Origin of the sequence: Rhizobium herbae (genome assembly GCF_017873135.1) — a bacterium.
Taxonomy (GTDB): domain Bacteria; phylum Pseudomonadota; class Alphaproteobacteria; order Rhizobiales; family Rhizobiaceae; genus Pararhizobium; species Pararhizobium herbae.
The window spans coordinates 118,122-139,194 of record NZ_JAGGJV010000001.1 but is presented as its reverse complement, the minus strand read 5'-3'; the positions used below and the strand labels follow the sequence as shown (position 1 = coordinate 139,194).

Annotated in this window: 17 protein-coding genes; 8 read left to right on the top strand and 9 right to left on the bottom strand. The window is 59.9% G+C overall.

Annotated features, from left to right (window positions below; genetic code table 11):
* Positions 1-45 precede the first annotated feature (45 nt).
* Entirely contained in the window at positions 46-831 is a 786-nt protein-coding gene (locus J2Z75_RS00760; RefSeq protein WP_209846294.1) for an alpha/beta fold hydrolase, read from the bottom strand.
* A gap of 165 nt (positions 832-996) precedes the next feature.
* On the opposite strand from J2Z75_RS00760, the gene J2Z75_RS00755 reads away from it, so the two are divergent.
* Positions 997-1,242, top strand: coding sequence for a zinc-finger domain-containing protein (locus J2Z75_RS00755; protein ID WP_037166590.1), 246 nt, complete (start codon positions 997-999; stop codon positions 1,240-1,242).
* An 18-nt stretch (positions 1,243-1,260) separates the two neighbouring features.
* Entirely contained in the window at positions 1,261-2,421 is a 1,161-nt protein-coding gene (locus tag J2Z75_RS00750; RefSeq protein WP_209846291.1) for an FAD-dependent monooxygenase, read from the top strand.
* A gap of 3 nt (positions 2,422-2,424) precedes the next feature.
* Here the strand turns inward: J2Z75_RS00750 and J2Z75_RS00745 are convergent, their stop codons facing one another.
* Complete coding sequence (locus J2Z75_RS00745) at positions 2,425-3,615, bottom strand: cystathionine beta-lyase (protein WP_209846288.1); 1,191 nt, start codon at positions 3,613-3,615, stop codon at positions 2,425-2,427.
* A 348-nt stretch (positions 3,616-3,963) separates the two neighbouring features.
* Here J2Z75_RS00745 and J2Z75_RS00740 point away from each other — a divergent pair, with 348 nt between their 5' ends.
* The 4 genes from J2Z75_RS00740 to J2Z75_RS00725 all read left to right on the top strand — a co-directional run bounded on the left by J2Z75_RS00740 (position 3,964) and on the right by J2Z75_RS00725 (position 8,236).
* Positions 3,964-4,989 (top strand): amino acid ABC transporter substrate-binding protein, encoded by a 1,026-nt coding sequence (locus J2Z75_RS00740; RefSeq protein WP_209846285.1) that lies wholly within the window; start codon positions 3,964-3,966, stop codon positions 4,987-4,989.
* 96 nt (positions 4,990-5,085) lie between these two features.
* Positions 5,086-6,279 carry an amino acid ABC transporter permease gene (locus J2Z75_RS00735; RefSeq protein ID WP_209846282.1) on the top strand — a complete coding sequence of 398 codons (1,194 nt, stop codon included), beginning with the start codon at positions 5,086-5,088 and terminating at the stop codon, positions 6,277-6,279.
* 4 nt (positions 6,280-6,283) lie between these two features.
* Positions 6,284-7,441, top strand: coding sequence for an amino acid ABC transporter permease (locus J2Z75_RS00730; RefSeq protein WP_209846279.1), 1,158 nt, complete (start codon positions 6,284-6,286; stop codon positions 7,439-7,441).
* An 18-nt stretch (positions 7,442-7,459) separates the two neighbouring features.
* Entirely contained in the window at positions 7,460-8,236 is a 777-nt protein-coding gene (locus tag J2Z75_RS00725) for an amino acid ABC transporter ATP-binding protein (RefSeq protein ID WP_209846276.1), read from the top strand.
* Between the two features lie 103 nt (positions 8,237-8,339).
* Here J2Z75_RS00725 and J2Z75_RS00720 read toward each other — a convergent pair whose 3' ends face one another.
* The 6 genes from J2Z75_RS00720 to J2Z75_RS00695 all read right to left on the bottom strand — a co-directional run bounded on the left by J2Z75_RS00720 (position 8,340) and on the right by J2Z75_RS00695 (position 17,536).
* On the bottom strand, positions 8,340-9,908 hold the full coding sequence (locus J2Z75_RS00720; protein WP_209846273.1) for a caspase family protein: 1,569 nt from the start codon (positions 9,906-9,908) through the stop codon (positions 8,340-8,342).
* Positions 9,908-11,446, bottom strand: a complete 1,539-nt coding sequence (locus J2Z75_RS00715) for a caspase family protein (protein ID WP_209846269.1) — start codon at positions 11,444-11,446, stop codon at positions 9,908-9,910. The genes J2Z75_RS00720 and J2Z75_RS00715 overlap by 1 nt, the downstream gene beginning before the upstream one ends.
* Positions 11,447-12,373, bottom strand: coding sequence for an OmpA family protein (locus tag J2Z75_RS00710; RefSeq protein WP_209846266.1), 927 nt, complete (start codon positions 12,371-12,373; stop codon positions 11,447-11,449).
* A gap of 66 nt (positions 12,374-12,439) precedes the next feature.
* The gene (locus J2Z75_RS00705; protein ID WP_209846263.1) at positions 12,440-15,694 is read right to left on the bottom strand and encodes a c-type cytochrome; all 3,255 of its coding nucleotides are present in this window, start codon (positions 15,692-15,694) and stop codon (positions 12,440-12,442) included.
* A 49-nt stretch (positions 15,695-15,743) separates the two neighbouring features.
* The gene (locus J2Z75_RS00700; RefSeq protein ID WP_209846260.1) at positions 15,744-17,003 is read right to left on the bottom strand and encodes a ferredoxin reductase family protein; all 1,260 of its coding nucleotides are present in this window, start codon (positions 17,001-17,003) and stop codon (positions 15,744-15,746) included.
* A gap of 188 nt (positions 17,004-17,191) precedes the next feature.
* Complete coding sequence (locus tag J2Z75_RS00695) at positions 17,192-17,536, bottom strand: hypothetical protein (RefSeq protein WP_209848866.1); 345 nt, start codon at positions 17,534-17,536, stop codon at positions 17,192-17,194.
* 85 nt (positions 17,537-17,621) lie between these two features.
* Between J2Z75_RS00695 and J2Z75_RS00690 the strand changes: the two genes are divergently transcribed.
* A complete protein-coding gene (locus J2Z75_RS00690; protein ID WP_209848652.1) occupies positions 17,622-19,328 on the top strand; it encodes a M10 family metallopeptidase C-terminal domain-containing protein in 1,707 nt (568 codons plus the stop codon).
* 69 nt (positions 19,329-19,397) lie between these two features.
* Here the strand turns inward: J2Z75_RS00690 and J2Z75_RS00685 are convergent, their stop codons facing one another.
* Positions 19,398-20,291: a dihydrodipicolinate synthase family protein gene (locus J2Z75_RS00685; RefSeq protein ID WP_209846257.1), complete on the bottom strand. Its 894-nt coding sequence runs from the start codon at positions 20,289-20,291 to the stop codon at positions 19,398-19,400.
* A 90-nt stretch (positions 20,292-20,381) separates the two neighbouring features.
* Between J2Z75_RS00685 and J2Z75_RS00680 the strand changes: the two genes are divergently transcribed.
* The gene (locus J2Z75_RS00680) at positions 20,382-21,002 is read left to right on the top strand and encodes a GntR family transcriptional regulator (RefSeq protein WP_209846254.1); all 621 of its coding nucleotides are present in this window, start codon (positions 20,382-20,384) and stop codon (positions 21,000-21,002) included.
* The last annotated feature ends 71 nt before the right edge of the window (positions 21,003-21,073 follow it).

The following is a 21,073-nucleotide window of genomic DNA, read 5'->3' as shown; positions in this document are numbered from 1 at the left end:
ATAAATGGCCGCGCGGAAAATGAAGCCCAAAACCCCTAACGGGCCTCACGCTTGCCCTACCCTGGCCAAAAACTCAAGCGCGGCCTTCTTGAAGACCCGGTCGCCGACGGCAAGCATGTGATCGCGACCGGGAATATCCAACGCCACGGCGTCGGGAACGAGAGCGGCCAGCTCCTGCGGCGAACCCGCGATGTCGTCCTTGGTGCCGACGGCGATCAGCACCGGCACGTCGATCCGGCCCATATCCTCGACCGATAGCAGGTCGCGCGAGGTGGAGATGCAGGCGGCAAGCGCCTTACGGTCGCTTTTCGTCTGGTCGGCAAAGGCGCGAAACATCCGGCCCCGCTCATGGGTCACCACATCGAGAGACGGCGCGTTGAGCGCATCCGCGATCGGATCCCAGTCGCCGACGCCGGTCACCATGCCGATGCCAAGCCCGCCAAGGATGAGAGAGCGGACGCGGTGCGGATGCGCCAGTGTCAGGAAGGTGGAAATGCGCGCGCCCATGGAATAGCCCATCACATGCGTCTCGGCGATGCCGAGATGATCCAGAAGTGCTACGGCATCGCCTGCCATGGCCGACGGATGATAGACCGATGGATCGTGTGGCTTGTCGCTGGCGCCGTGGCCGCGATTGTCGAGCGCGATCACCCGGTATCCCGCGTCACCCAAAGTCTTCAACCAGCCCGGATAGACCCAGTTGACATTGGCACTGGATGCAAAACCGTGGATCAAAAGGATGGGATCGCCGGACGGATCACCCTCGTCGAAATAGGCGATCGAGAGGCCGTCATGGGTGAAGGTCGAAAAGGCGGGCGGGTTCAAATCCATCGCAGGCGTCCTGTTTTTCGGCGAACCTATGACACGGGCGCTGCGGCGAAAACCCCGGGTCGCCAAAAAAGCCGCAGCCGCGTCATCTTTGCCGCTACACTTTTTGCGCAAAGCTTTCTATGGTGCCGCCGAATTCGACTATCCTTCCAGACGACGGAGCATGACATGGCCGGGCACGGTATCCCTCATTTTCAGAACGACGGCGGCCACGCGGTGATCGAAATCGGCGTCAAGGAATTCATGTGCACCGGCGCCTCCGTGCCCTACGACCATCCGCACATCTATATCGACATGGGCGACGACAACGAAAAAGTCTGTTCCTACTGCTCTACGCTTTACCGCTATAATGCCAAGCTCCATGCGGACCAGACGGTGCCGGACGGCTGCACCTTCAATGCGAAGGCGGCCTGAGCGGCAAATGCTCCCAACATGAACCGGCGCGAGCCCGTTGCAATCGTCGGGGCCGGCATTGCCGGACTGACGGCTGCCCTTTGTTTTGCCCGCAAGGGCATTCCCGCCGAAATCCTCGAACAGGCGTCCGTCCTGAGCGAGGCCGGCGCCGGGCTGCAACTGTCCCCCAATGCCACGCGGATACTGGCGCGGCTGGACCTGCTCCCCCGGCTGGAACAGGTGTGGAGCGAACCGGAAGCGATCAATCTCGTCAGCGGAACATCGCTGCGAACGGTTGCCTCCGTCCCATCGGGGTCGTTCGCGCGGCACCGCTGGACATCGCCCTATGGCGTTCTCCGCAGGGCCGATCTCCAGAAAGTCCTGCTTGATGCCGTGGACGCCAATCCGCTGTGCCGTCTTCATCTGGGATGCGACGTCGATGATCCCGCGCAAAACTCCATCGCTGAGATCGTGGGCACGCGGCCACGCCTGCTGGTCGGTGCCGACGGTGTCTGGTCGAAGATCAGAAACCGGATAGAAAAGGCTGGAAATGCGGCATTTTCCGGCAACGTCGCCTGGCGGTTTACGCTCGGTGAGGCAGGTGCTCCGGCTATTTTCGATGCAACGAAAGTCGCGGCATTTCTGGGCAACGGCTCCCACCTCGTTGCCTACCCCTTGCCGCAAACGCGCAGTTTCAACGTGGTGGCCATCACCGCAGGCCGTAATCCCGGCGAAGCATGGGACCGCACCCTGCCCGCGGAAGACGTGCGAAAGCGGCTGCTTGACGCCTTTCCCGGCTGGCATCCCCAGATTGTCGAGATGCTGCGGCATGCGGCCGAGCCGACTGTCTGGCCACTTTATGAGGTCAGCGACGGTGCCTGGCATCGGGGCGAAGAGATTGCCCTGATCGGTGACGCCGCCCATGCGATGATGCCGTTTGCAGCCCAGGGCGCGGCCATGGCAATCGAGGATGCCTTCGAACTCGCATCCTTCGTTGCGAGAGGCCAGTCCCTATCCGCCTTTGTCGATCACAGGAAAAGCCGGGTCGCTCGTGTGCGCTCCCGCGGTGCCTTCAACCGATTCGCCTATCACGCCCGCGGCCCGGTGCGGATCGGGCGTGATCTGGTTCTATCCATGCGGCGGCCGGAAAGCCTTGCCGCCGATTTCGACTGGCTCTACGGATACGAGCCGCGCGATTGAACGTCAGATGGCGCTTGCAGCCGCAAAACCGGCTTCAATGTCCTTGCGAAGATCGGCCACGTCCTCGAGCCCGACCTGCAGCCGGATGACCGGACCTTCGCTCGGCGCCTTGCAAATCCTGCGGTCGGAAAGGCCGACGTGAACGGCGAGGCTTTCGAAACCGCCCCAGGACCAGCCGAGCCCGAAAATCGACAGGGCATCGAGGAAGGCATGCGCCTTCGGCTTGAACTGTTCCTGGTTTTCGACCTTAAGAACGAACGAAAAAATGCCGCTGGAGCCGGTGAAATCACGCTTCCAGAGGTCGTGGCCCGGAAAGCTCGGGAGAGCTGGGTGCAGGACGCGCGCTACATCCTCGCGCTCCTCCAGCCACCGGGCGATGTTGAGCGTGCTTTCCTGGTGACGTTCGAGCCGGATGCCCATGGTGCGCAGGCCGCGCAGGATCTGGTAGCTGTCATCGGGCGAGCCGCAGATGCCGAGCGCGATATTGGCTTCCTTGAGCTGTTCCCAATGGGCAGCATTGGCCGACACCGTGCCGAGCAGGATGTCGGAATGGCCAGACGGATATTTGGTCGCGGCATGGATCGACACATCGACGCCATGATCCAGCGGCTTGAAATAGAGCGGTGTCGCCCAGGTATTGTCCATCGTCACCACGCATCCATGGCGGTGCGCGACGGTCGAAATTGCCTTGATATCCTGCATTTCGAAGGTGTTGGAACCGGGCGCTTCGGTGTGTACCAGCTTGGTATTCGGCTTGATCAGGCTCTCAATGCCGGCGCCGATCATCGGATCGTAGTATTCGACGGTCACGCCGAGCCTTTTCAGCATCGTGTCGCAGAAATGCCGGGTCGGGAAATAGACCGAATCGACGATCAGCGCGTGATCGCCAGCTGACAGGAATGCCAGGAAAGGCACGGTGACGGCCGCCAGTCCCGAGGGCACGAGGATCGTGCCCGCAGAGCCTTCCAGCGCATCGATCGCCTCGCACAACGCGTCGGTGGTCGGCGTCCCGCGCGTGCCGTAGGTGTATTTCTGCGCCCGGTTTTCCATGGCTTTCGCGTTGGGAAACAGGACCGTGGATGCGTGCACGACAGGCGGATTGACGAAGCCATGAAAATCGGCGGGCGAATTGCCGATATGCGACAGCCGGGTGTTCACGCCGGCGCCGGCGAGGAAGTCATTCTTGTCATTCATGGGAGGGTCCGCTTGTAAAATTTCATGTCGGCGCACTTTTCCGTCTGCCGGTCCAAAGGGTCAAGAGACTTCCGTTCCAACGCTGGGTGCAAATGGCAAAAACATGGTTTCTGGAAGTTTTTTAAACAAAAAACTGCATCAGGAAGTCAAAAATTGCCTAAACATACGGCGCAATCGACGATTCTCACAACGCGGCTCAGAAAATCGGCAACGTGTCTTGACCCTGCGATGTTTTGAGCATGAGATAGACGGTACTCGCGCCAGGAGGGTGGCGGGGGCCGCACCTTGCGCCTGACCAAGGGCAGCGGTGCGGGACGAGAACAAAGACAACAGAAAAAGGTTCTAAAAATGGCAAAAAGAATTCTGACAGCGCTTATCGGCGCTGCCGTCATGGGAATTGGCACCCAGGCCGCGTCGGCGACGACACTTGGCGACGTCAAGGCAAAGGGCTTTCTGCAGTGCGGCGTCAACACGGGCCTGACCGGCTTTGCTTCTCCTGACGCATCGGGCAACTGGAGCGGCTTCGACGTCGACTATTGCAAGGCCATTGCCGCCGCCATTTTCGGCGACGCGACCAAGGTGAAATACACCCCGACCTCCGCCAAGGACCGTTTCCCAGCGCTGCAGTCCGGCGAAGTCGACGTTCTGGCCCGTAACACGACCTGGACGATCAACCGCGACACCGCGCTCGGCTTCAACTTCCGCGCCGTCAACTATTATGACGGCCAGGGCTTCATGGTTCGCAAGAGCCTGAACGTGAAGTCGGCTCTCGAACTGTCCGGCGCCGCCGTCTGCGTCCAGACCGGCACGACGACCGAACTGAACCTTGCCGACTACTTCAAGGCCAACAACCTTCAGTACAACCCGGTCGTGTTCGAAAAGCTCGAGGAAGTGAACGCGGCTTACGACGCCGGCCGTTGCGACGTCTACACGACCGACCAGTCGGGTCTCTACTCGCTGCGCCTGACGCTGGCAGCACCGGACGATCACATCATCCTGCCGGAAATCATTTCCAAGGAGCCGCTTGGACCTGCCGTTCGCCAGGGCGACGACCAGTGGTTCGACATCGTTTCGTGGGTACACTACGCGCTGGTCGGCGCCGAAGACTTCGGCATCACCCAGGCAAACGTCGAGGAAATGAAGAAGTCGACCAACCCGGATATCCAGCGCTTCCTCGGTGTCGAAGCCGACACCAAGATCGGCACCGATCTCGGTCTCGAAAACGATTGGGCAGTGAAGATCATCAAGGCCGTGGGCAACTACGGTGAAATCTTCGACCGCAACATCGGCGCCGCCAGCCCGCTGAAGATCGAACGCGGCCTGAACGCTCTGTGGAGCAAGGGCGGCATCCAGTACGCACCGCCGGTCCGCTAAGACCGTCTGACAATGGAGAAAGCGGCCACGGCCGCTTTCTCTTCCAAAAATAAGAATCGCTCGAAACAGGGCGAACGGGGATATAAGAGGCTCTGAATGACAATTGACGCCACGATTCCGCCCGGCAAGGACAAGCCGACCGGCTCGATTCTGAATGATCCCAAGGTCCGCGGTATCATTTACCAGGCCATCACGCTGCTTTTGCTCGTCTTTTTCATCTACTGGGTGACGACGAACACCATCGAAAATCTCAAGCGCGCCAACATTGCCTCCGGATACGGATTTCTGAACGGTCGCGCCGGCTTCGATGTCGGCCAGTCGCTGATCGCGTTTACGAGTGATTCGACCTATGGCCGGGCGCTCGTGGTCGGCTTCCTCAACACCATCCTTGTCGCGGTCACCGGCATCATCACGGCGACGATCATCGGCTTCCTGGTCGGCATCGGCCGGCTGTCGAAAAACTGGCTGATCGCCAAGCTGTCGATGGTCTATGTCGAGGTTTTCCGCAACATTCCGCCGCTGCTGGTCATCTTCTTCTGGTATTCGGGCGTTCTCGCGGTCTTGCCGCAGCCCCGGGATTCGCTGGCCCTGCCGCTCGACATGTATATCAACAATCGCGGCCTTGCCTTCCCCCGGCCCGTTTTCGAAAGCGGTGCGCAGTTTACGTTTTATGCTTTGGTCATTGCGGTGATCGCGAGCATTTTCTTCGCGCGATATGCGAACAAAAAGCAGATGGAGACAGGCAAGCGCCTGCCCGTACTTTGGACCGTGCTTGGTCTGGTGATCGGCCTGCCGCTTCTGACCTTGCTTGCCACCGGCACACCGATCTCTTTCGACGTTCCGATCGCCGGCAAGTTCAACCTGACGGGCGGATCGGTTGTCGGCCCCGAATTCCTGTCGCTGTTCCTCGCCCTGTCGTTCTATACGGCATCCTTCATCGCAGAAATCGTGCGCGCCGGCATTCGCGGTGTCAGCCATGGCCAATCGGAGGCCGCGCATGCGCTTGGCGTGCGGCCGGGTCTTACCACCCGCCTCGTCGTCGTGCCGCAGGCTATGCGGATCATCATCCCGCCTTTGACCAGCCAGTACCTTAACCTGACGAAGAACTCGTCGCTGGCCATCGCCATCGGCTACGCCGATCTCGTGGCGGTCGGCGGAACCATCCTCAACCAGACCGGTCAGGCCGTCGAAATCGTCAGTATCTGGATCATCGTCTATCTGACGCTCAGCCTGTCGACATCGCTGTTCATGAACTGGTTCAACGCCAAGATGGCCCTGGTGGAGAGATAAGATCATGAACACACATCAGACCAACTTCGTCCGCACCACGATGCTCTCCCCATCGGCACCGCCGATTCTTGAAAAGGGCTATGTCGCCTGGTTTCGAAAAAATCTCTTCGCCACGCCGAAGGACGCGGTGCTGACGATCATCGCCATCCTGATTCTTGCCTGGTTCCTGCCGCCGATGATCAAATGGCTGTTCATCGACGCCTCCTGGACAGGCGGCGGGCGCGGCGTTTGTGCGACGGCCGCTCAAGGGGGCTCGCAGCCGGAAGGCTGGAGCGGCGCCTGCTGGGCGTTCGTCGGTGCCAAGTTCGACCAGTTCCTGTTCGGGCGCTATCCGATCGATGAACGCTGGCGGCCGGCGCTGGTCGGCATCCTGTTCGTCGCCCTGCTCATACCGATGCTGATCCCGAAGATCCCGCAGAAGGGTCTGAACGCGATCCTGCTGTTCGGGGTGCTGCCGATCCTGTCGTTCTTCCTCCTGATCGGCGGCGTGCTTGGCCTTCCCTACGTCGAAACCCCGCTCTGGGGCGGGCTGATGGTCACGCTGATCCTCTCCTTCGTGGGCATTGCCGTGTCGCTGCCGTTCGGCATCATCCTTGCGCTCGGCCGGCGATCAAAAATGCCGGTCATCCGGATGATCTGCACCATCTTCATCGAGATCGTCCGCGGCATTCCGCTGATCACGGTCTTGTTCATGGCCAGCGTCATGCTGCCCTTGTTCCTGCCCCAGGGCATGACAGTCGACAAGTTCCTGCGGGCGCTGATCGGGGTGTCGTTCTTCGCTTCCGCCTATATGGCCGAAGTGGTGCGCGGCGGCCTGCAGGCCATTCCGAAGGGACAGGCGGAAGGCGCTGATTCTCTGGGCTTGAGCTACTGGCAGAAGATGCGGCTGATCATCCTGCCGCAGGCGCTGAAACTGGTGATCCCGGGCATCGTCAACACCTTCATCGGCCTGTTCAAGGATACGTCGCTGGTCTCGATCATCGGCATGTTCGACCTGCTCGGCATCGTCCGCCAGAACTTCTCGGACGCCAACTGGGCATCGCCTGTGACGCCGCTGTCGGGTCTCGTCTTTGCCGGATTTACTTTCTGGCTTTTCTGCTTCGGCATGTCGCGCTATTCCGGTTTCATGGAACGAAAGCTCGACAAGGGCCACAAACGATAACAATTGAGGGGAAATATCATGGCAGCTGAAGCCAAACCGCTGAAAATCGAAGTTTCGTCCACGGACGTCGCCGTTGAAATCATCGGCATGAACAAGTGGTACGGAGACTTCCACGTTCTGCGCGACATCAATCTAAAGGTCATGCGCGGCGAGCGCATCGTCGTTGCCGGCCCGTCCGGCTCCGGCAAGTCGACGATGATCCGCTGCATCAACCGTCTGGAAGAACACCAGAAGGGCAACATCATCGTCGATGGCATCGAGCTGACCAACGACTTGAAGAAGATCGACGAAGTGCGCCGCGAAGTCGGCATGGTGTTCCAGCACTTCAACCTCTTCCCGCACCTGACGATTCTGGAAAACTGCACGCTGGCGCCGATCTGGGTGCGCAAGATGCCGAAGAAGCAGGCGGAAGAAGTTGCCATGCACTTCCTCAAGCGCGTCAAGATCCCCGAGCAGGCCAACAAGTATCCGGGCCAGCTCTCCGGCGGTCAGCAGCAGCGCGTGGCGATTGCCCGCTCGCTCTGCATGAACCCACGGGTCATGCTGTTCGACGAGCCGACATCGGCGCTCGATCCGGAAATGATCAAGGAAGTGCTCGACACCATGGTCGGTCTTGCCGAAGAAGGCATGACGATGATCTGCGTCACCCATGAAATGGGCTTTGCCCGCCAGGTCGCCAATCGCGTCATTTTCATGGACCAGGGCCAGATCGTCGAACAGAACGAGCCGGCCGCCTTCTTCGACAATCCGCAGCACGAGCGTACCAAGCTGTTCCTCAGCCAGATCCTGCACTGAGGTACGAAAGCCTTTCAGTCAACCGATCGACAAAAGGCCAGCGACGATCGTCGCTGGCCTTTTGTTTATGCAGGTTTTGAGCGCGAAGCGAGCAAAGCCAAAGCTATTCTATCGTGTATTTCAACGTTCCCAGAGACCAGCGGATACCGCGATTTTCGGCGTCTGCCGTCCACGTCTTCTGCAATTTGGCAACGATATCGCTCAGCGTCTGCCGGGCATCAAGCTCGGCGCTCAGCCCCTGCACCGACGGCGCCACATCCTTCAGGTCCACCGGATCACCGACGACGATTGCGACCAGCATGTTGTCGCCGCTGCCTTCGGCTTCGAAATCAAAGCCGTAGTAATCGTCGGGTATGGTCAGCGCCGATCCCGCCGAAAGCGGCGTGATTTTTTTCGCCATGTCGTTGGGGAAAATCTGCGTCGCGACGCCCTCTTTGTTGACATCCAGAAGCACGAGATTGCCGTCATAGCTGCTCGTGACCGAGATCTTGAAGGCCTGGCCCTTTTTCAGCATCGGGCCGGTATCGAGAGAAACCGTCACGTCGCCGGTATCCGCCTTGCCGACGATATCGCCGATGGCTGCGACGGGGTCTGCGTCAACGTAGGCAGGCGCGACGCCGGCCTCGGCTTTCGCTTGCTGGTAAACCGGCTCCGGCTTGTCCTCCGGCTTGTTCTGGGGCTGATCCGTGGCCGCCTGCTCTGCCTTGTACGGTTCGGGCTTGGCGACGCTGGTGCCGAGCGCATCGGGCACGCTTTCCAGCTGCGGATCGAGATTGTCGCAGTTCTCCTGCGCGGAGCAATATTCCTTCGACTTCTTCGTCACATATTCGAAAAGTTCGGCATTGCTGACAAGACCGTTGCCGTTTCCGTCGGATTCCGCCGGTGTGTAGCCGGCTATATAAGCTGATGTGAAAACGCCGTGGCGGTCCTCGATCGGCAGCCGGACATCGTCCCACGCGACCTGATAGGGTGCTGCCGCACTCCAGGCCGTCACGCCGCCGACCGTCAATTCCGCCGGCTTGTCGATGACGCCGAGATCGATCCGAAGGCCTCTGGTGGCTTTCTGTTTCGAGGCCTGGGCGAAGGGCCGCGGCAGATACCGTGCGCCTTTGAGCCCGGATACAGCTTCTGTGGAAAGCGAACGGGAAATCGTCCCGGAATGACAGGCATCAATCACCAAGGTCACGGCCCTGCCCTTCAACTTCTCCAGCACCGCCTCGAGGTCGTCATCGAGGATGACATTGGTCCAGTCCGTCTCGCCGGCCTTGATGTCATAGGTCGAAATGGCCTCGTCCATTCCGTCCTCCTCATCGCCGCTGACATCCTTCACCTGAAGTCCGTGTCCCGAGAAGTAAAGATAGACCCGGTCGCCGGGCGCGGTTCCGGCAACCAGCCATTCGTCCATCGACGACAGCATCGCCTGCCTCGTGGCCTTCTCGTGGGTCAGGACCCGGATTGCCTCGGGTTTGAAGGACAGCGTTCCGGTCAAAAGCTGCTGAATAGCCTTCACGTCGTTCTTCGGCCCATGCAGGAACATGTCCTCCGGCAGGTTTTCGTAAGCGCCGATGCCGATCAGCAGAGCCCTGTCCTCCGCCCTTGCCTCCAGCGGCTGTGCGCCGAGAAACGTGAGGCACGACAGAAATCCCGCGAAGCTCGTTTGCCAGACGGCCATCAGAGCTTCTCCCGGGTATAGAGCGGCTGGATCGCAACGCTGGTATCGGTTCCGTCGATCCGCGTCGACAAGAGTTGCAGCACGGTCGCCGCATCCACCGCCTTGCTTGCCAAAGCGGCACCAATGGCGTCGATCGGCTCATTGGTGGAAATGACGATCAGATGATCGGCCCCGAAGGGCTCCACCACCTGCATATCCGTCAGCTTGAATTCTTGACTGGCCGTCCCCTCCGACTGGACGTCCAGCAATTGCACCTGGCCCGTATTGGCGAGATTGAAGACCACCATGTTCTTGTATCCCGACGCCGGCACATCGAAGGAAATCCTGTCGCCGCCGGCATAGATATCCTTCTGCGGCGTCAGCGATACGGCACCCGGGTTCTGGCTTGCCATGGCTTTCAGGAAATCGAGCAGGATGAACTTGTCGACGACGGACTGGACCGCAGCCGCATCGATATGCTCGCCCGCAATATCGCCATTCGGCGTATAGAAGATTCCGGCTGCCGCGTCCCAGCGATACGGCACGCCCGTGCCGCCAGTGTTTTCCGGTATCAGGTCGGAGCCGCTGACCGTCAGCGCCAGCTTGCCGTCCCAGCCGGATTCACGCACCGGTTTATATGTCTTTTTCACAGCCGGATCGGCCGCGACCACCGCGCTGCGGGTCAGCGGCATCACCACTTCGTCCTCGGAGCGCGGCAGCTGCGGAACGAAGTTCGGAACCTGCAAGGCTTCGGACTGAAGCTTTACGTTGGAGAATACATAGTCCTCCAGTTCGACCCGGGATATCTTGCCGTCGCCGTTGCGATCGGCCGAGCCTTCGACGGCGCGGGCAAAACTCCAGCTCAGCGCACCGCGCGCTTCGCCGTTGATGATGACTTCGGGCGATGGCTGGCTTTCCAGCGAGGCGGCAAGCACCGTCACCTGGCGGAAATCCGCCTCTTTTACCTTCGCACCGGAAACTGCTTCCTCGGACGGCGGCGGCAGCTTGACGGTGACGGCATGGGCAAGGCGCGTCTTGCCGGAAAAGGACCGGCTCATGCCACCGGAATGGCAGCTGTCGGAGACGAAGAGAACCTGCACGCCCTTGGCCTCAGCTTCCGAAAACCAGGCGTTCAGCTCGTTGTCGATGATGATCTCGTGATCCGTTTCCGCAGCACGGCCGCGGTCGAATCCGGGGAGCTGCAGGAATTCATCCAACCCATCGGCCTCGTCGCCGGCGACAAGCTCCGGCATCTGCGCCCCGTGGCCTGCATAGGTGAAGATGATCGTATCGCCCTGCGAAGCGCTGTCCACGAAGCCCGTCCAGGCTGCACGGATATCGTCCTTGCGTGCCGCGGCATCGAAGAACGTCGCCATCTGGTCGATGCCGGCACGCTGCAAGGCGCCTTCGACATCCCTCGCATCCTTGACTGCGCCGTCAAGGCTGACTTCATGAGGATAGGCATCGATGCCGACCACCAGGGCATAAGTCTTCGCAGACGCGACGCCAAGGGGCGCGGCGGAAACCAGAAGGGCGAGAAGAAAGCCGCGCAGCATCATTCAGTTCTCCACATCGACTTCGACACGCCGATTCATCTGATTGAGCGTCTCTTCGTCATAGGCGCTGGCATCATCGGCCTTGAACGGCTCGTCCTCGCCCTTGCCGACGGTTGTACAGACACCCGCATATCCCTCAGTAACAAGATATTGCGCCAAGGCATCGGCGCGCTCCAGCGACAGTGCCCGATTGGCCTGCGCGGTGCCCACCGGGTCGGTATGGCCGATCAGCGTGATCGCCTTCGGCTTGACCGACTTCAGGCATTCGGACAGGTCCCTGGCCGACTCCAACCCTTCCGGGGTGAATTCCGCGGTGCCGAAGACATAACGAACCGGTGTCGATTTCTTCTTCAGCGAAACCCCGCGATAGCTGATCTTGCAGGCGCCACGCATGGCGAGCTTCACCGGCCTCGGCGCCGCCAATCGCATTTCCGTCGCCATGTGATCAAGCCGCACGATGTATTTCTCATCCGGCGCCATCCAGTCGGGCGTCAGCACTTCGTTGGATGCGTCCTCCAACGCCAGCTGGTAGTAGCGCGCGGCGGCTTCATAGTCCCGGCGGTCCCGGTTGATGTCGCCGAGCGCATCGAACACCTGCCACGGCGCCGAATTGGTCTTGCGGATCGTTTCGAGCTCCTGCTCGAAATCCGCGAGGTTGGCGCCCTGCCCGACTGCGCCAACAATCCGGTTAAACGACGCGAGCGCCACAATCCGGCTGATCATCGCCTTCTCGTCAGTCGTGCATCCGGGCTTCGGCCTGCCGGCGATCTCACGAGCCAGCGCTTCGTTTCCGGCATTGGTAGCCTCGGCCGCCTGCGCCAGAGCATCGCACGCAGCAGACGCCGAACCGGCGAAACACGCTGTCAGCAACCATGCCCCAACCACGATCTTCATCTTCATGACGCCGTCTTTCTCGTGCCAGTCCAACATCCCGGCCAGTCCACCATGCCGGATAGTTATGTGCGACCGACCGCCAATCGGCGGCCGATCCTTGCGCTATTGCTTGATTTCGAAGGTCACGACCTGCAAGCCGCTGGCGCCCTTGTCGTCCTCGGCCTTCTTCGCCAGGTTGATGGCAAGCCCGCGTGTCGGCGGCAGGTGCGATTCCGCCACCAGCTGGCGCGCCCGTTCCACCGAGAGCTTCTGGTCGCCAAGCCCGCCTTCGCGGCAATAGGCGATCATCGTTTCGGCAGGCGCCGGCGTATCGAAGGTCAGATTACCGGTGCCCGGCTGCGGGATCTGGCGTTTTTCACCAGCCTGCAAAGTCGTGTTGCCGATCATTGCATCCGGAATGACCTCGACGTTGCCGGTCTCTTCGACATAGAGGATTTGCAGTTCGCAGGCCTTGTTGGAGCTGAGCTCGAAGGACAATTGGTCCCCGACCTTGGCCGTTGTTGTGCTGACGTGGAGAGCCAGTTCGAGCTTGTTGTAGTCGACGGGCTTTTCCTGGCGATAGGCCGGCGTCGCCGCCACGACGGTCTCGGCCTTGACATAATCCTGCTGTGCCGTCTGGCCTGCCACATCCTGGGTCTGGCTGCTCGCAGCCACATGCACCGTGGTGGTATCGAGCGGCTTCAGCTGCATCAGCGGCGACAGAAGCAGCGGGAATTGCTGCTCTACCTCCGCTCGTGGGATGGTGCCGCCCGCCTCCAGCGTCGTCACCCAGTCGATACCGAGCCTCAACGTATCGACATCCTCGACCCGCTTGATCGCGGACGAGAATTCATCCGGCGTCATGTCGAATTCCGCCGCAAGAGCTTCGAAATCGAGTTCATCCTCGTATTTGTCACCGAAATACGTGACCAGCTCGGCATTGCCGGGCGCTTGCATACTCTGCGCGCTGCCATCCGGTGTCGGCTCGGTGACGCCGAGCTTCACCAAGGCTTCGACAAAACGCTGGCGATCCTTGTTGTAGGCCGCATCCAATTCCTCCTGCGGCACATACATGTCCAGCAGGACCGCCTGCTGATCCTTGCTGAACAGCGTCGATGTCTCGATATGCTCGCGCAACTGGTCGCGTTTCGACAGGATGCCGTTGGCGTGGCAGTCGAAGCAGGAGCGGGCATTGGTGATCTCGACCCCCTTGCCGATCGGCCGTTCCCGGAACGAGACGATGCTGGTCGGCCCGACATCGAGCTGCTTTCCTTCCGCGGTCGACAGGTAATATCCCTGCAACCCGTTGGGCAGCGAGAAGATCATTTCTCCGCCATCATGTTCGAACGAACTCAAGCCGGCATCGAGCGGTTCGATTTCCTTGGGTCCATGCGGGAAGCGCTTCAGAACCTGCTTGCCGACATCGCCGCCGAAATCATAGGATTTCCAGTAGTAGCCGCCGAACGGCATGTCGTGGCGCTCCAGCATGCGATTGTGATCAGACACGCCGGACGAGCCATCGGCGAAACCGGCTCTGAGCACCTGGCGGCGCCGAATGTTCTCATCCACATCGATCTGGAACCGCTTTTCGAGTTCCCGGATATGGGTCGGCAGTTTCATGAGAACATTGTAGATCTTCGGCTTGGCCGCATTGGCCATGAACCAGTCGATGCGCATGATCGGCAGGACGGTATCGGTTTCCTTGGTCAGCGCCAGAAGCGACGCGTCGCTGCCCGGATCGACACCGTAGAAATACTGCGAGATCAGGAAATTGTAGTCCTCCGCCGACCATTGCAGGTCGCGAAGATCCACCCGGACCATCAGCCCGTTGGTTCCCTCGACTTCCTGCGGAAGAACAAGTTTCGGGCCATAGGACAATGAATTCAAAAGTTTCTTGAAGCCGCCGGCCAGTACGTCCATGCGCTTCATGAAGGTCTTGTCCTCCTCGCAACCCATCATGCCGTTGTACTGGTTGCGGTAGGAGAAATAGCGCATGTATTGCCGGTCGAGGTCGCTGACCTTGGAGATGTCCTTCAGTCCGGCCTCGACGAAATCACCATAAGATAGCATCGGCCGCGTGCGATCGGGTTTGGACGCGGCGGTCTGGGGCAGGTTCGACTTGTTGAGCGAGTTGATCCAATCCTCGAGGCTCTTGACCTCTTCCGCGGTCGGCCGCTTGCCCAGCGGCATGCGACCGCTGGTCACCGAGGTGAAGAGACGGGATTTGGCAGCGTCGCCCGGGACCACGAAGGCGGCGTCGGCGGCGATCGTCGTCAGGTCGCCGGCCGGATAGGACCCTTGAGAGCTTTCGCCCGGACCATGGCAATTGCGGCAATATTTGCCGATGAAGGCATCGGCCTGCGTCGCAAGGGCTGCATTGTCGCCGGAGAGAGCGGCTGCGGGCGTGCTTTCCTTGCAGACCGCGGTCGCCGATTGCGCCACCGGTTCCGGCGGCTTGACCTCACGGTCGGAGAGGAAGGCGTAAATCGCCGTGCGGTCCTTCTCCGTCAACGCAGAAAGGCCGTGGGCGATCTCGCGCATCACCGGGTCGGTCAGCGGAGCGCCCGACAACTTCTTGCCTTCGTCGATCAAGCCGACGGTGAACACTTCCGGCGAGGCAAGCCCTGCCATCCGCGCCTTGGTGATATCGGGCGCCACCGCCCCGGTCAGACCCTTTTCGCCCGCATAGGCGTTTTCCATGTCAAGGCCGTAGGTGGTCGTGCGTGGCGTGTGGCAATCGCCGCAGCCACCGACGTTTTCGACGAGATAGCGCCCCCGCTCCATCTGCGTTTCTTCGCGCGACTGATATTCCGGCACGTTGAAATGACTGCGCTTCCACAGAGTGATGGTCGTCTGGCGGCTATAAGGGAAAGCGATCTCATGTTCCTGCGACACAGCGTCGGACTGAACCAGCGTATCGATATAGGCCTTGATGTCGAGCACATCCTCCGGCTTCATGCCGCCATAGGCTGTGTAGGGCATGACGGGATAGAGGTTGTTGCCCTCGCGATCGATCCCCTGCATCACCGCATTAAGGAACTGGGCGTTGGTCCAGCCCCCGATGCCGTTGGCATGGGGCGAAATGTTCGGTGCGTAGAACTTGCCGATCGCCGTGTCCATCTGGAGGCCGCCGGACAGGAGCTCGGTATTGCTGCCCGATCCATGGCAGGCACCGCAGCCGGATGCGTTGAACAGATACTTGCCGTTGTCGGTGTTCGCCTTGTAGGTCGCATAGGCATCGTCAGCGAAAGCGTCGCGCGCCGACGCCGTGCCCGGACAGTGGGCAAGCGCCAGAACGGCTGCGGCCATCGCCAGCATATGTCGCGGCAGGCGCAGGCTGCGGATCATTTTCCCAGGCAGTCGATCGAACATGCGCATGGCTTGTTCCCCTTGCTTTCTCAAACGACAAAAAATATGCGACGCGCGTCTAGCGGAACTCGAACTGCTCGAACTCGACCCGTTTGGGCTTCTTGCCGAGTTCCTTCAGGCCTTTTTCAATTGCTTTTCTTAAAGGCGGCGGCCCGCAGAACCAGAGGTCTGCCCCCGCCGGATCGACAGTGCTTGACGCGGCAAGTTTTGCTGCGTCGAGCCGACCGTCGGTTTTGGAATCATGCAAAGTAAAACTGAAATTCGGAAGTTTTTCTGCCTGCGCCTCGAAAGTGTCCAGACCGATGGCCTCACTCCGATCGCGCACGCAGTATACCATATGAATGTCCTGGCCCTCATCCCCCTTGAGGCGTCCCGCCATGGCAAGGAATGGCGTCACGCCGATACCGCCGGCAAGCCAGATCTGCTTCTTGCCACCACGGCGATGGTTGAAACGGCCGTAGCCGCCCTCCAGCTTCAGGCGGTCACCGACGGCGATGCCATCACGCAAAGCCTTGGTGTAGTCGCCAAGCGGCTTGATGGCGAAACGGACGACGCCATTCTCGTCCATGCCGGCGATCGTGAACGGATGCGGCTCGCGCAGGCCCGGCTTGGCAACCCGGAAGAATCCGAACTGGCCGGGTTTTGCCTTCAGTGGCCGCCCGGTCGGCCGCGCCGAGATGATGGTCGCACCCTCGTGGCGTGTCACGTCGAAGACCTCGTAGCTGCGGGTGCGCAGCCATGGAAAGAGCTGTGTGTAAATGTAGCTTGCCGTGCCGATCAGCGCGAAGACATTGAGATAGGTCGCCAGCATCGCGGTGCCGTCATACGGTCTCTTGATGAAGGTCTGGTGGAAGGCGACCATCACGAACAGAAGCCCGATAAAGCGATGCGTCAAGCGCCAGAAATGATAGGGAATCTCGATCTTCGTCTTCGGAATGATCTTGACGATGCTCAGTACCAGCAGCACGATCAGGGCGTAGAACGCATATTCCCCTGCCAAGGCCGCGAGCTTGTTCAACCCGCCTGTCAGCGACAGGCCTTTGAAATCCGGCGTTATGAAATAGTGCACGAGGATCAGGACCAGCACCGTGATGCCGACCTTGCGATGGGTCTGGTAGATCCGGTCGAGCCCGCCGAAAAGGCGCTCGACAAAAGGCGGACGCGTCGCCATGAATTGTGCGATCGCCATGCCGGTAAAGGCTGCGGAAGACGCCATCAGCGAGAAGGTGGTGCTGGCATTGGTATGACTGACCGCAGGTACGGCCAGAAGCCCTGCAAGTCCCATCAACGACCAGACAAGAATAGCACCCGCACTCACGAAATATCCCTCACCATTCCTGCAGCAGCCGGAATCCCGAGGCAAGACTGGCAAGCCCCTCACGCTTCGTCAACTGCTATTGTAGAGCATACGATTTTACGGCGGGCTTTATTCGCCTGCGGTCAAGCTTTTGTGTTTGCGGGCAATTTTTGCTCCAGCCTCGACGAGTTGGGGGCGCACTCCAAGGATTATCTAAGATTACCCTTCACAAGCGCCTCGCGCGCCTTTTCGGCAAGCGGATGTTCCGGATGGCGGCGAATGAAGCGTTCGTAGGCCTCGCGCGTGCCTTTCTGGATGACGCCATCATATTCCGACTGCACAGCAGCCTCTATGTCCGGTGGAGGAAGCATTGCCTTGCCTTCGGCCGAATGTGTCGAACTTGCAAACACCTTCGGTAGCGAAGCGGGAGCCATCGCGGCGATGACCGCGAAACTGAAGAATATTTGTCGCCCGAATGCCGTATTCATCAGCATGATAACTTCATCTTTACCGATATGGTTGTCTGTCCTTGTATCCACTACCCCAAGAATCATTTCTAACGCAGGGTTAGCACGATGAGGACGTTTATATCGTCGTGTGAGCAAACATATTACAGACAAAGGCGCCAAAGGATATTCAGTGACAGGTATCAATAAAACCGGAAAAACAGTTTACGAAACTGGCAACAGCATTATCGATGGCGTTCTGACTGAAGGTGCCTGGGCAACGACCGTAACCTACGCTTTCCCGACCACCGGTAGCAGCTACAGCTACAGCGAGGAAAAGGGCAACGGATTTGGCGCCGTCTCGCTCGCACAGCAAAAAACCGCGCTCTTTGTCATGGAAAAATCCTATGGCAACTCCGCCAATGACAGCTTTTCCGTCGAAGGCTTCACGAATTTAGGCTTTAAAAGCGGCAGCGCCAGCACCTCTACGCTTCGCTTTGCCCAGTCGAATGTTCCAGATACCGCTTACGCCTATATGCCAGGAGGCTATTCAGAAGCCGGAGACGTCTGGTTCGGTACTGAGTACAACTACAGAAACCCGGTAGCCGGAAACTATGCCTGGTTCACGATGACCCATGAAATCGGGCATGCGCTCGGCCTCAAGCACGGGCACGAAACCGACGGCTTCGGCGCATTGCCAGCTGCCTACGATTCACTCGAATATTCGATCATGACGTACCGCAGCTATATCGGCTCGGATATCAAAGCCGTCTATTTCGAAGAATTCGGGGCGCCGCAGACTTTCATGATGGCCGACATCGCGGCGCTTCAGGAAATGTATGGCGCCGACTTCACGACCAATAGCGGCAACACGGTCTACAGCTGGACTCCGGAAAGCGGAAAAACGTTCGTCGATGGCGTCGTCGCCATCACGCCGGGTGGCAACCGCATCTTCGCCACGCTCTGGGACGGCGACGGCAAAGACACCTTCAACCTCACCGCCTATCGTACAGGCGTCAAGGTTGATCTGCGTCCCGGCAAGGCCTCGGTCTTCGACGAGGACCAATTGGCCTATCTGGGCGGTGGTCCCAACGACGGTTATGCCAGGGGCAATATTTTCAATGCGTTGCTTTACAACGACGACACCCGCTCGCTGATCGAAAACGTCAGGGGTGGATCGGGCAATGACCAGATCACCGGCAATCAGGTCACGAATTATCTGCGCGGCTATGGCGGCAACGATACGTTGAAGGGAGATGCCGGAAACGATGTGCTCTTCGGGGGACTTGGCGCCGACGCGCTTTACGGCGGAAGCGGAATCGACGCGGCGTCCTATGGCGGCGCGAACAAAGGGGTATTCGCCCACCTTGGCAATGCCACCTTCAACACCAACGAAGCGGCGGGCGACACGTTTTCGTCGATCGAGAACCTGAATGGCTCCCTCTACGCCGACAAGCTCTACGGCGATACGGGCGCAAACCGACTGACAGGCGACGCAGGCAACGACATCCTGAGCGGTTTGGCCGGGGCCGACAAACTTTATGGCGGCGCAGGCGCAGACCGGCTGACTGGCGGCAGCGACGCTGACACCTTCCTGTTCAGGACCTTGGAGGACTCCACCATGGCGTCGGCGGGCAGAGACACTATTTTCGACTTTTCTGGCTCGCGGGGTGACAGGATCGACATTTCCGGTATCGACGCCAATACAAGCCTCTCCGGGAATCAGGCATTCATCTATCTTGGTACAGCCGCTTTCACTGGCACGGCTGGCGAACTCCGGTACATAAAAGCATCGTCGGAGACGACGATTTATGGCGATGTGAACGGTGACAAAGAAATCGATTTTGCCATCCACCTCGACGATGCCATGAGCCTGCAGAAAGGCTACTTCGTCCTTTGAGGCTTCACGAAACCGAAAGGCCGGCTCCGAGGAAGCCGGCCTTTGTCTATCACTGTGATATTCGCGTCCTCAGAACTTCGGCAATTCCGGCCGGGCAGCAAGAGCCTTCTCGATGATCGCGGTCACGCGCTGGCGCTCGGAGCCGGACAGCGGCAGGCGTGGCGCGCGAACACGGTCGTTGGTGTCGATCGCAAAGACCTCCGCCAGCTTGATGTTCTGGACAAGGTTGGTCGAGACGTCGAGATCGAGCAGCGGACGGAACCAGCGGTAGATGGCGCGGGCCTCGTCGAGACGGCCGGCCTGGACCAGCTTCCAGATCGCCACGGTTTCCTTCGGAAAGGCAACGACGAGACCGGCCACCCAGCCATCCGCGCCCATCAGCAGGCTTTCCAGCGCCAGATTGTCGACGCCGGTGAAGCAATCGAAACGGTTGCCGAAATGCGTCAGGACATCGGTGACGCGGCGGATGTCGTCGGTCGATTCCTTCATGGCGACGACGAGGTCGTTCTTCGCCAGTTCATCGAACATCGACAAGGTCACATCGACGCCATACGCCACAGGGTTGTTGTAGACCATGATCGGCAGCCCGCCGGCGGCGGCGATCGCCTGGACATGGCCCAGCGTTTCGGCCGGTGCGGACTTGTAGGGCACGCCCGGCAGAACCATGAAACCATCGGCACCGGCCTTGGCAGCGGCCTTCGCGGCAGCTTCACCGCGACGCGTAGCGCTTTCGCAGACCGTCATCAAAACCGGCTTGTTGCCGGCGACCGACTTGGCGATCTTCAGGATCTCGATCTTCTCCTCCGGATCGAGCGCCATGGCCTCGCCGAGCGAGCCGCAGACGATCATGCCGTCAACGCCGGCCTCGAACTGGAGAGCGTAGCAGCGCTCCATCTCGGCTTTGTCGAGATCGCCTTCAACCGTGAATTTCGTTGTTACTGCCGGAAATACGCCGCGCCACATGGGAGCCTCCTTCGTTGTGATATATCAGCGTTCTTGCCATTCATTTTCGACTGTGTCAATGTGTGATATATCAGAGGCAGGAAAAAATGCATGGCAGGATCATCATCGCAGGCGCATCTGGCCTATTTGGCGCTGGAGAGCCTCATCGTCACGCTGAAGCTGAAACCCGGCTCTCTCGTTACGGAAAAGCAGCTGATTGATCTCGCCGGGCATGGACGCACGCCTGTGCGCGAAGCCATCCAGAAACTGGCGTGGCAGGGGCTGATCGCGGTGCGCGCCCGCGTCGGCCTGCAGATCACGCTGATCAAGCCGGACGACCACCTTCACGTCATGCAGGTGCGGCGCAAGCTGGAGCCGCTTGCCGCCGCGCTTGTCGCCGAACATGCCGATGCCGATGCTCGGGCAATGATGATCGAGTGCGCCCAGACGATGATGGCCTGCTCGATCAATGCCGACATGGAAGGCTTTCTCGCCGCCGACAAGGCCTTCGACGAAATCATGGAGGCCGCCTGCCCCAATGCCTTCCTGACATCGACACTCGCACCGTTGCAAACCCATGCCCGCCGGCTCTGGTTCAGCGCCGCCTCGACGCAGCGCATGGACCGCTCGGTCGATCTGCACGTCAAGGTCATCCGCGCCATCCATCAGGCCGATGCGAAAGCCGCTGGAAAAGCGATGGAGAACCTGATGGACTATCTGGGTGAGCGATAACCCGCCCTGCCCCTCGGGTTTTCGGAAACAAAAAAGGCGACCCACGGGCCGCCTTTTGCAATTTGGGTCGA

What these genes read in the sequence shown, in the direction of transcription:
- J2Z75_RS00760 (WP_209846294.1), bottom strand. Translation starts at nt 831, where the DNA reads ATGGATTTGAACCCGCCCGCCTTTTCGACCTTCACCCATGACGGCCTC.
- J2Z75_RS00755 (WP_037166590.1), top strand. Translation starts at nt 997, where the DNA reads ATGGCCGGGCACGGTATCCCTCATTTTCAGAACGACGGCGGCCACGCG.
- J2Z75_RS00750 (WP_209846291.1), top strand. Translation starts at nt 1,261, where the DNA reads ATGAACCGGCGCGAGCCCGTTGCAATCGTCGGGGCCGGCATTGCCGGA.
- J2Z75_RS00745 (WP_209846288.1), bottom strand. Translation starts at nt 3,615, where the DNA reads ATGAATGACAAGAATGACTTCCTCGCCGGCGCCGGCGTGAACACCCGG.
- J2Z75_RS00740 (WP_209846285.1), top strand. Translation starts at nt 3,964, where the DNA reads ATGGCAAAAAGAATTCTGACAGCGCTTATCGGCGCTGCCGTCATGGGA.
- J2Z75_RS00735 (WP_209846282.1), top strand. Translation starts at nt 5,086, where the DNA reads ATGACAATTGACGCCACGATTCCGCCCGGCAAGGACAAGCCGACCGGC.
- J2Z75_RS00730 (WP_209846279.1), top strand. Translation starts at nt 6,284, where the DNA reads ATGAACACACATCAGACCAACTTCGTCCGCACCACGATGCTCTCCCCA.
- J2Z75_RS00725 (WP_209846276.1), top strand. Translation starts at nt 7,460, where the DNA reads ATGGCAGCTGAAGCCAAACCGCTGAAAATCGAAGTTTCGTCCACGGAC.
- J2Z75_RS00720 (WP_209846273.1), bottom strand. Translation starts at nt 9,908, where the DNA reads ATGGCCGTCTGGCAAACGAGCTTCGCGGGATTTCTGTCGTGCCTCACG.
- J2Z75_RS00715 (WP_209846269.1), bottom strand. Translation starts at nt 11,446, where the DNA reads ATGATGCTGCGCGGCTTTCTTCTCGCCCTTCTGGTTTCCGCCGCGCCC.
- J2Z75_RS00710 (WP_209846266.1), bottom strand. Translation starts at nt 12,373, where the DNA reads ATGTTGGACTGGCACGAGAAAGACGGCGTCATGAAGATGAAGATCGTG.
- J2Z75_RS00705 (WP_209846263.1), bottom strand. Translation starts at nt 15,694, where the DNA reads ATGCGCATGTTCGATCGACTGCCTGGGAAAATGATCCGCAGCCTGCGC.
- J2Z75_RS00695 (WP_209848866.1), bottom strand. Translation starts at nt 17,536, where the DNA reads ATGATTCTTGGGGTAGTGGATACAAGGACAGACAACCATATCGGTAAA.
- J2Z75_RS00685 (WP_209846257.1), bottom strand. Translation starts at nt 20,291, where the DNA reads ATGTGGCGCGGCGTATTTCCGGCAGTAACAACGAAATTCACGGTTGAA.
- J2Z75_RS00680 (WP_209846254.1), top strand. Translation starts at nt 20,382, where the DNA reads ATGGCAGGATCATCATCGCAGGCGCATCTGGCCTATTTGGCGCTGGAG.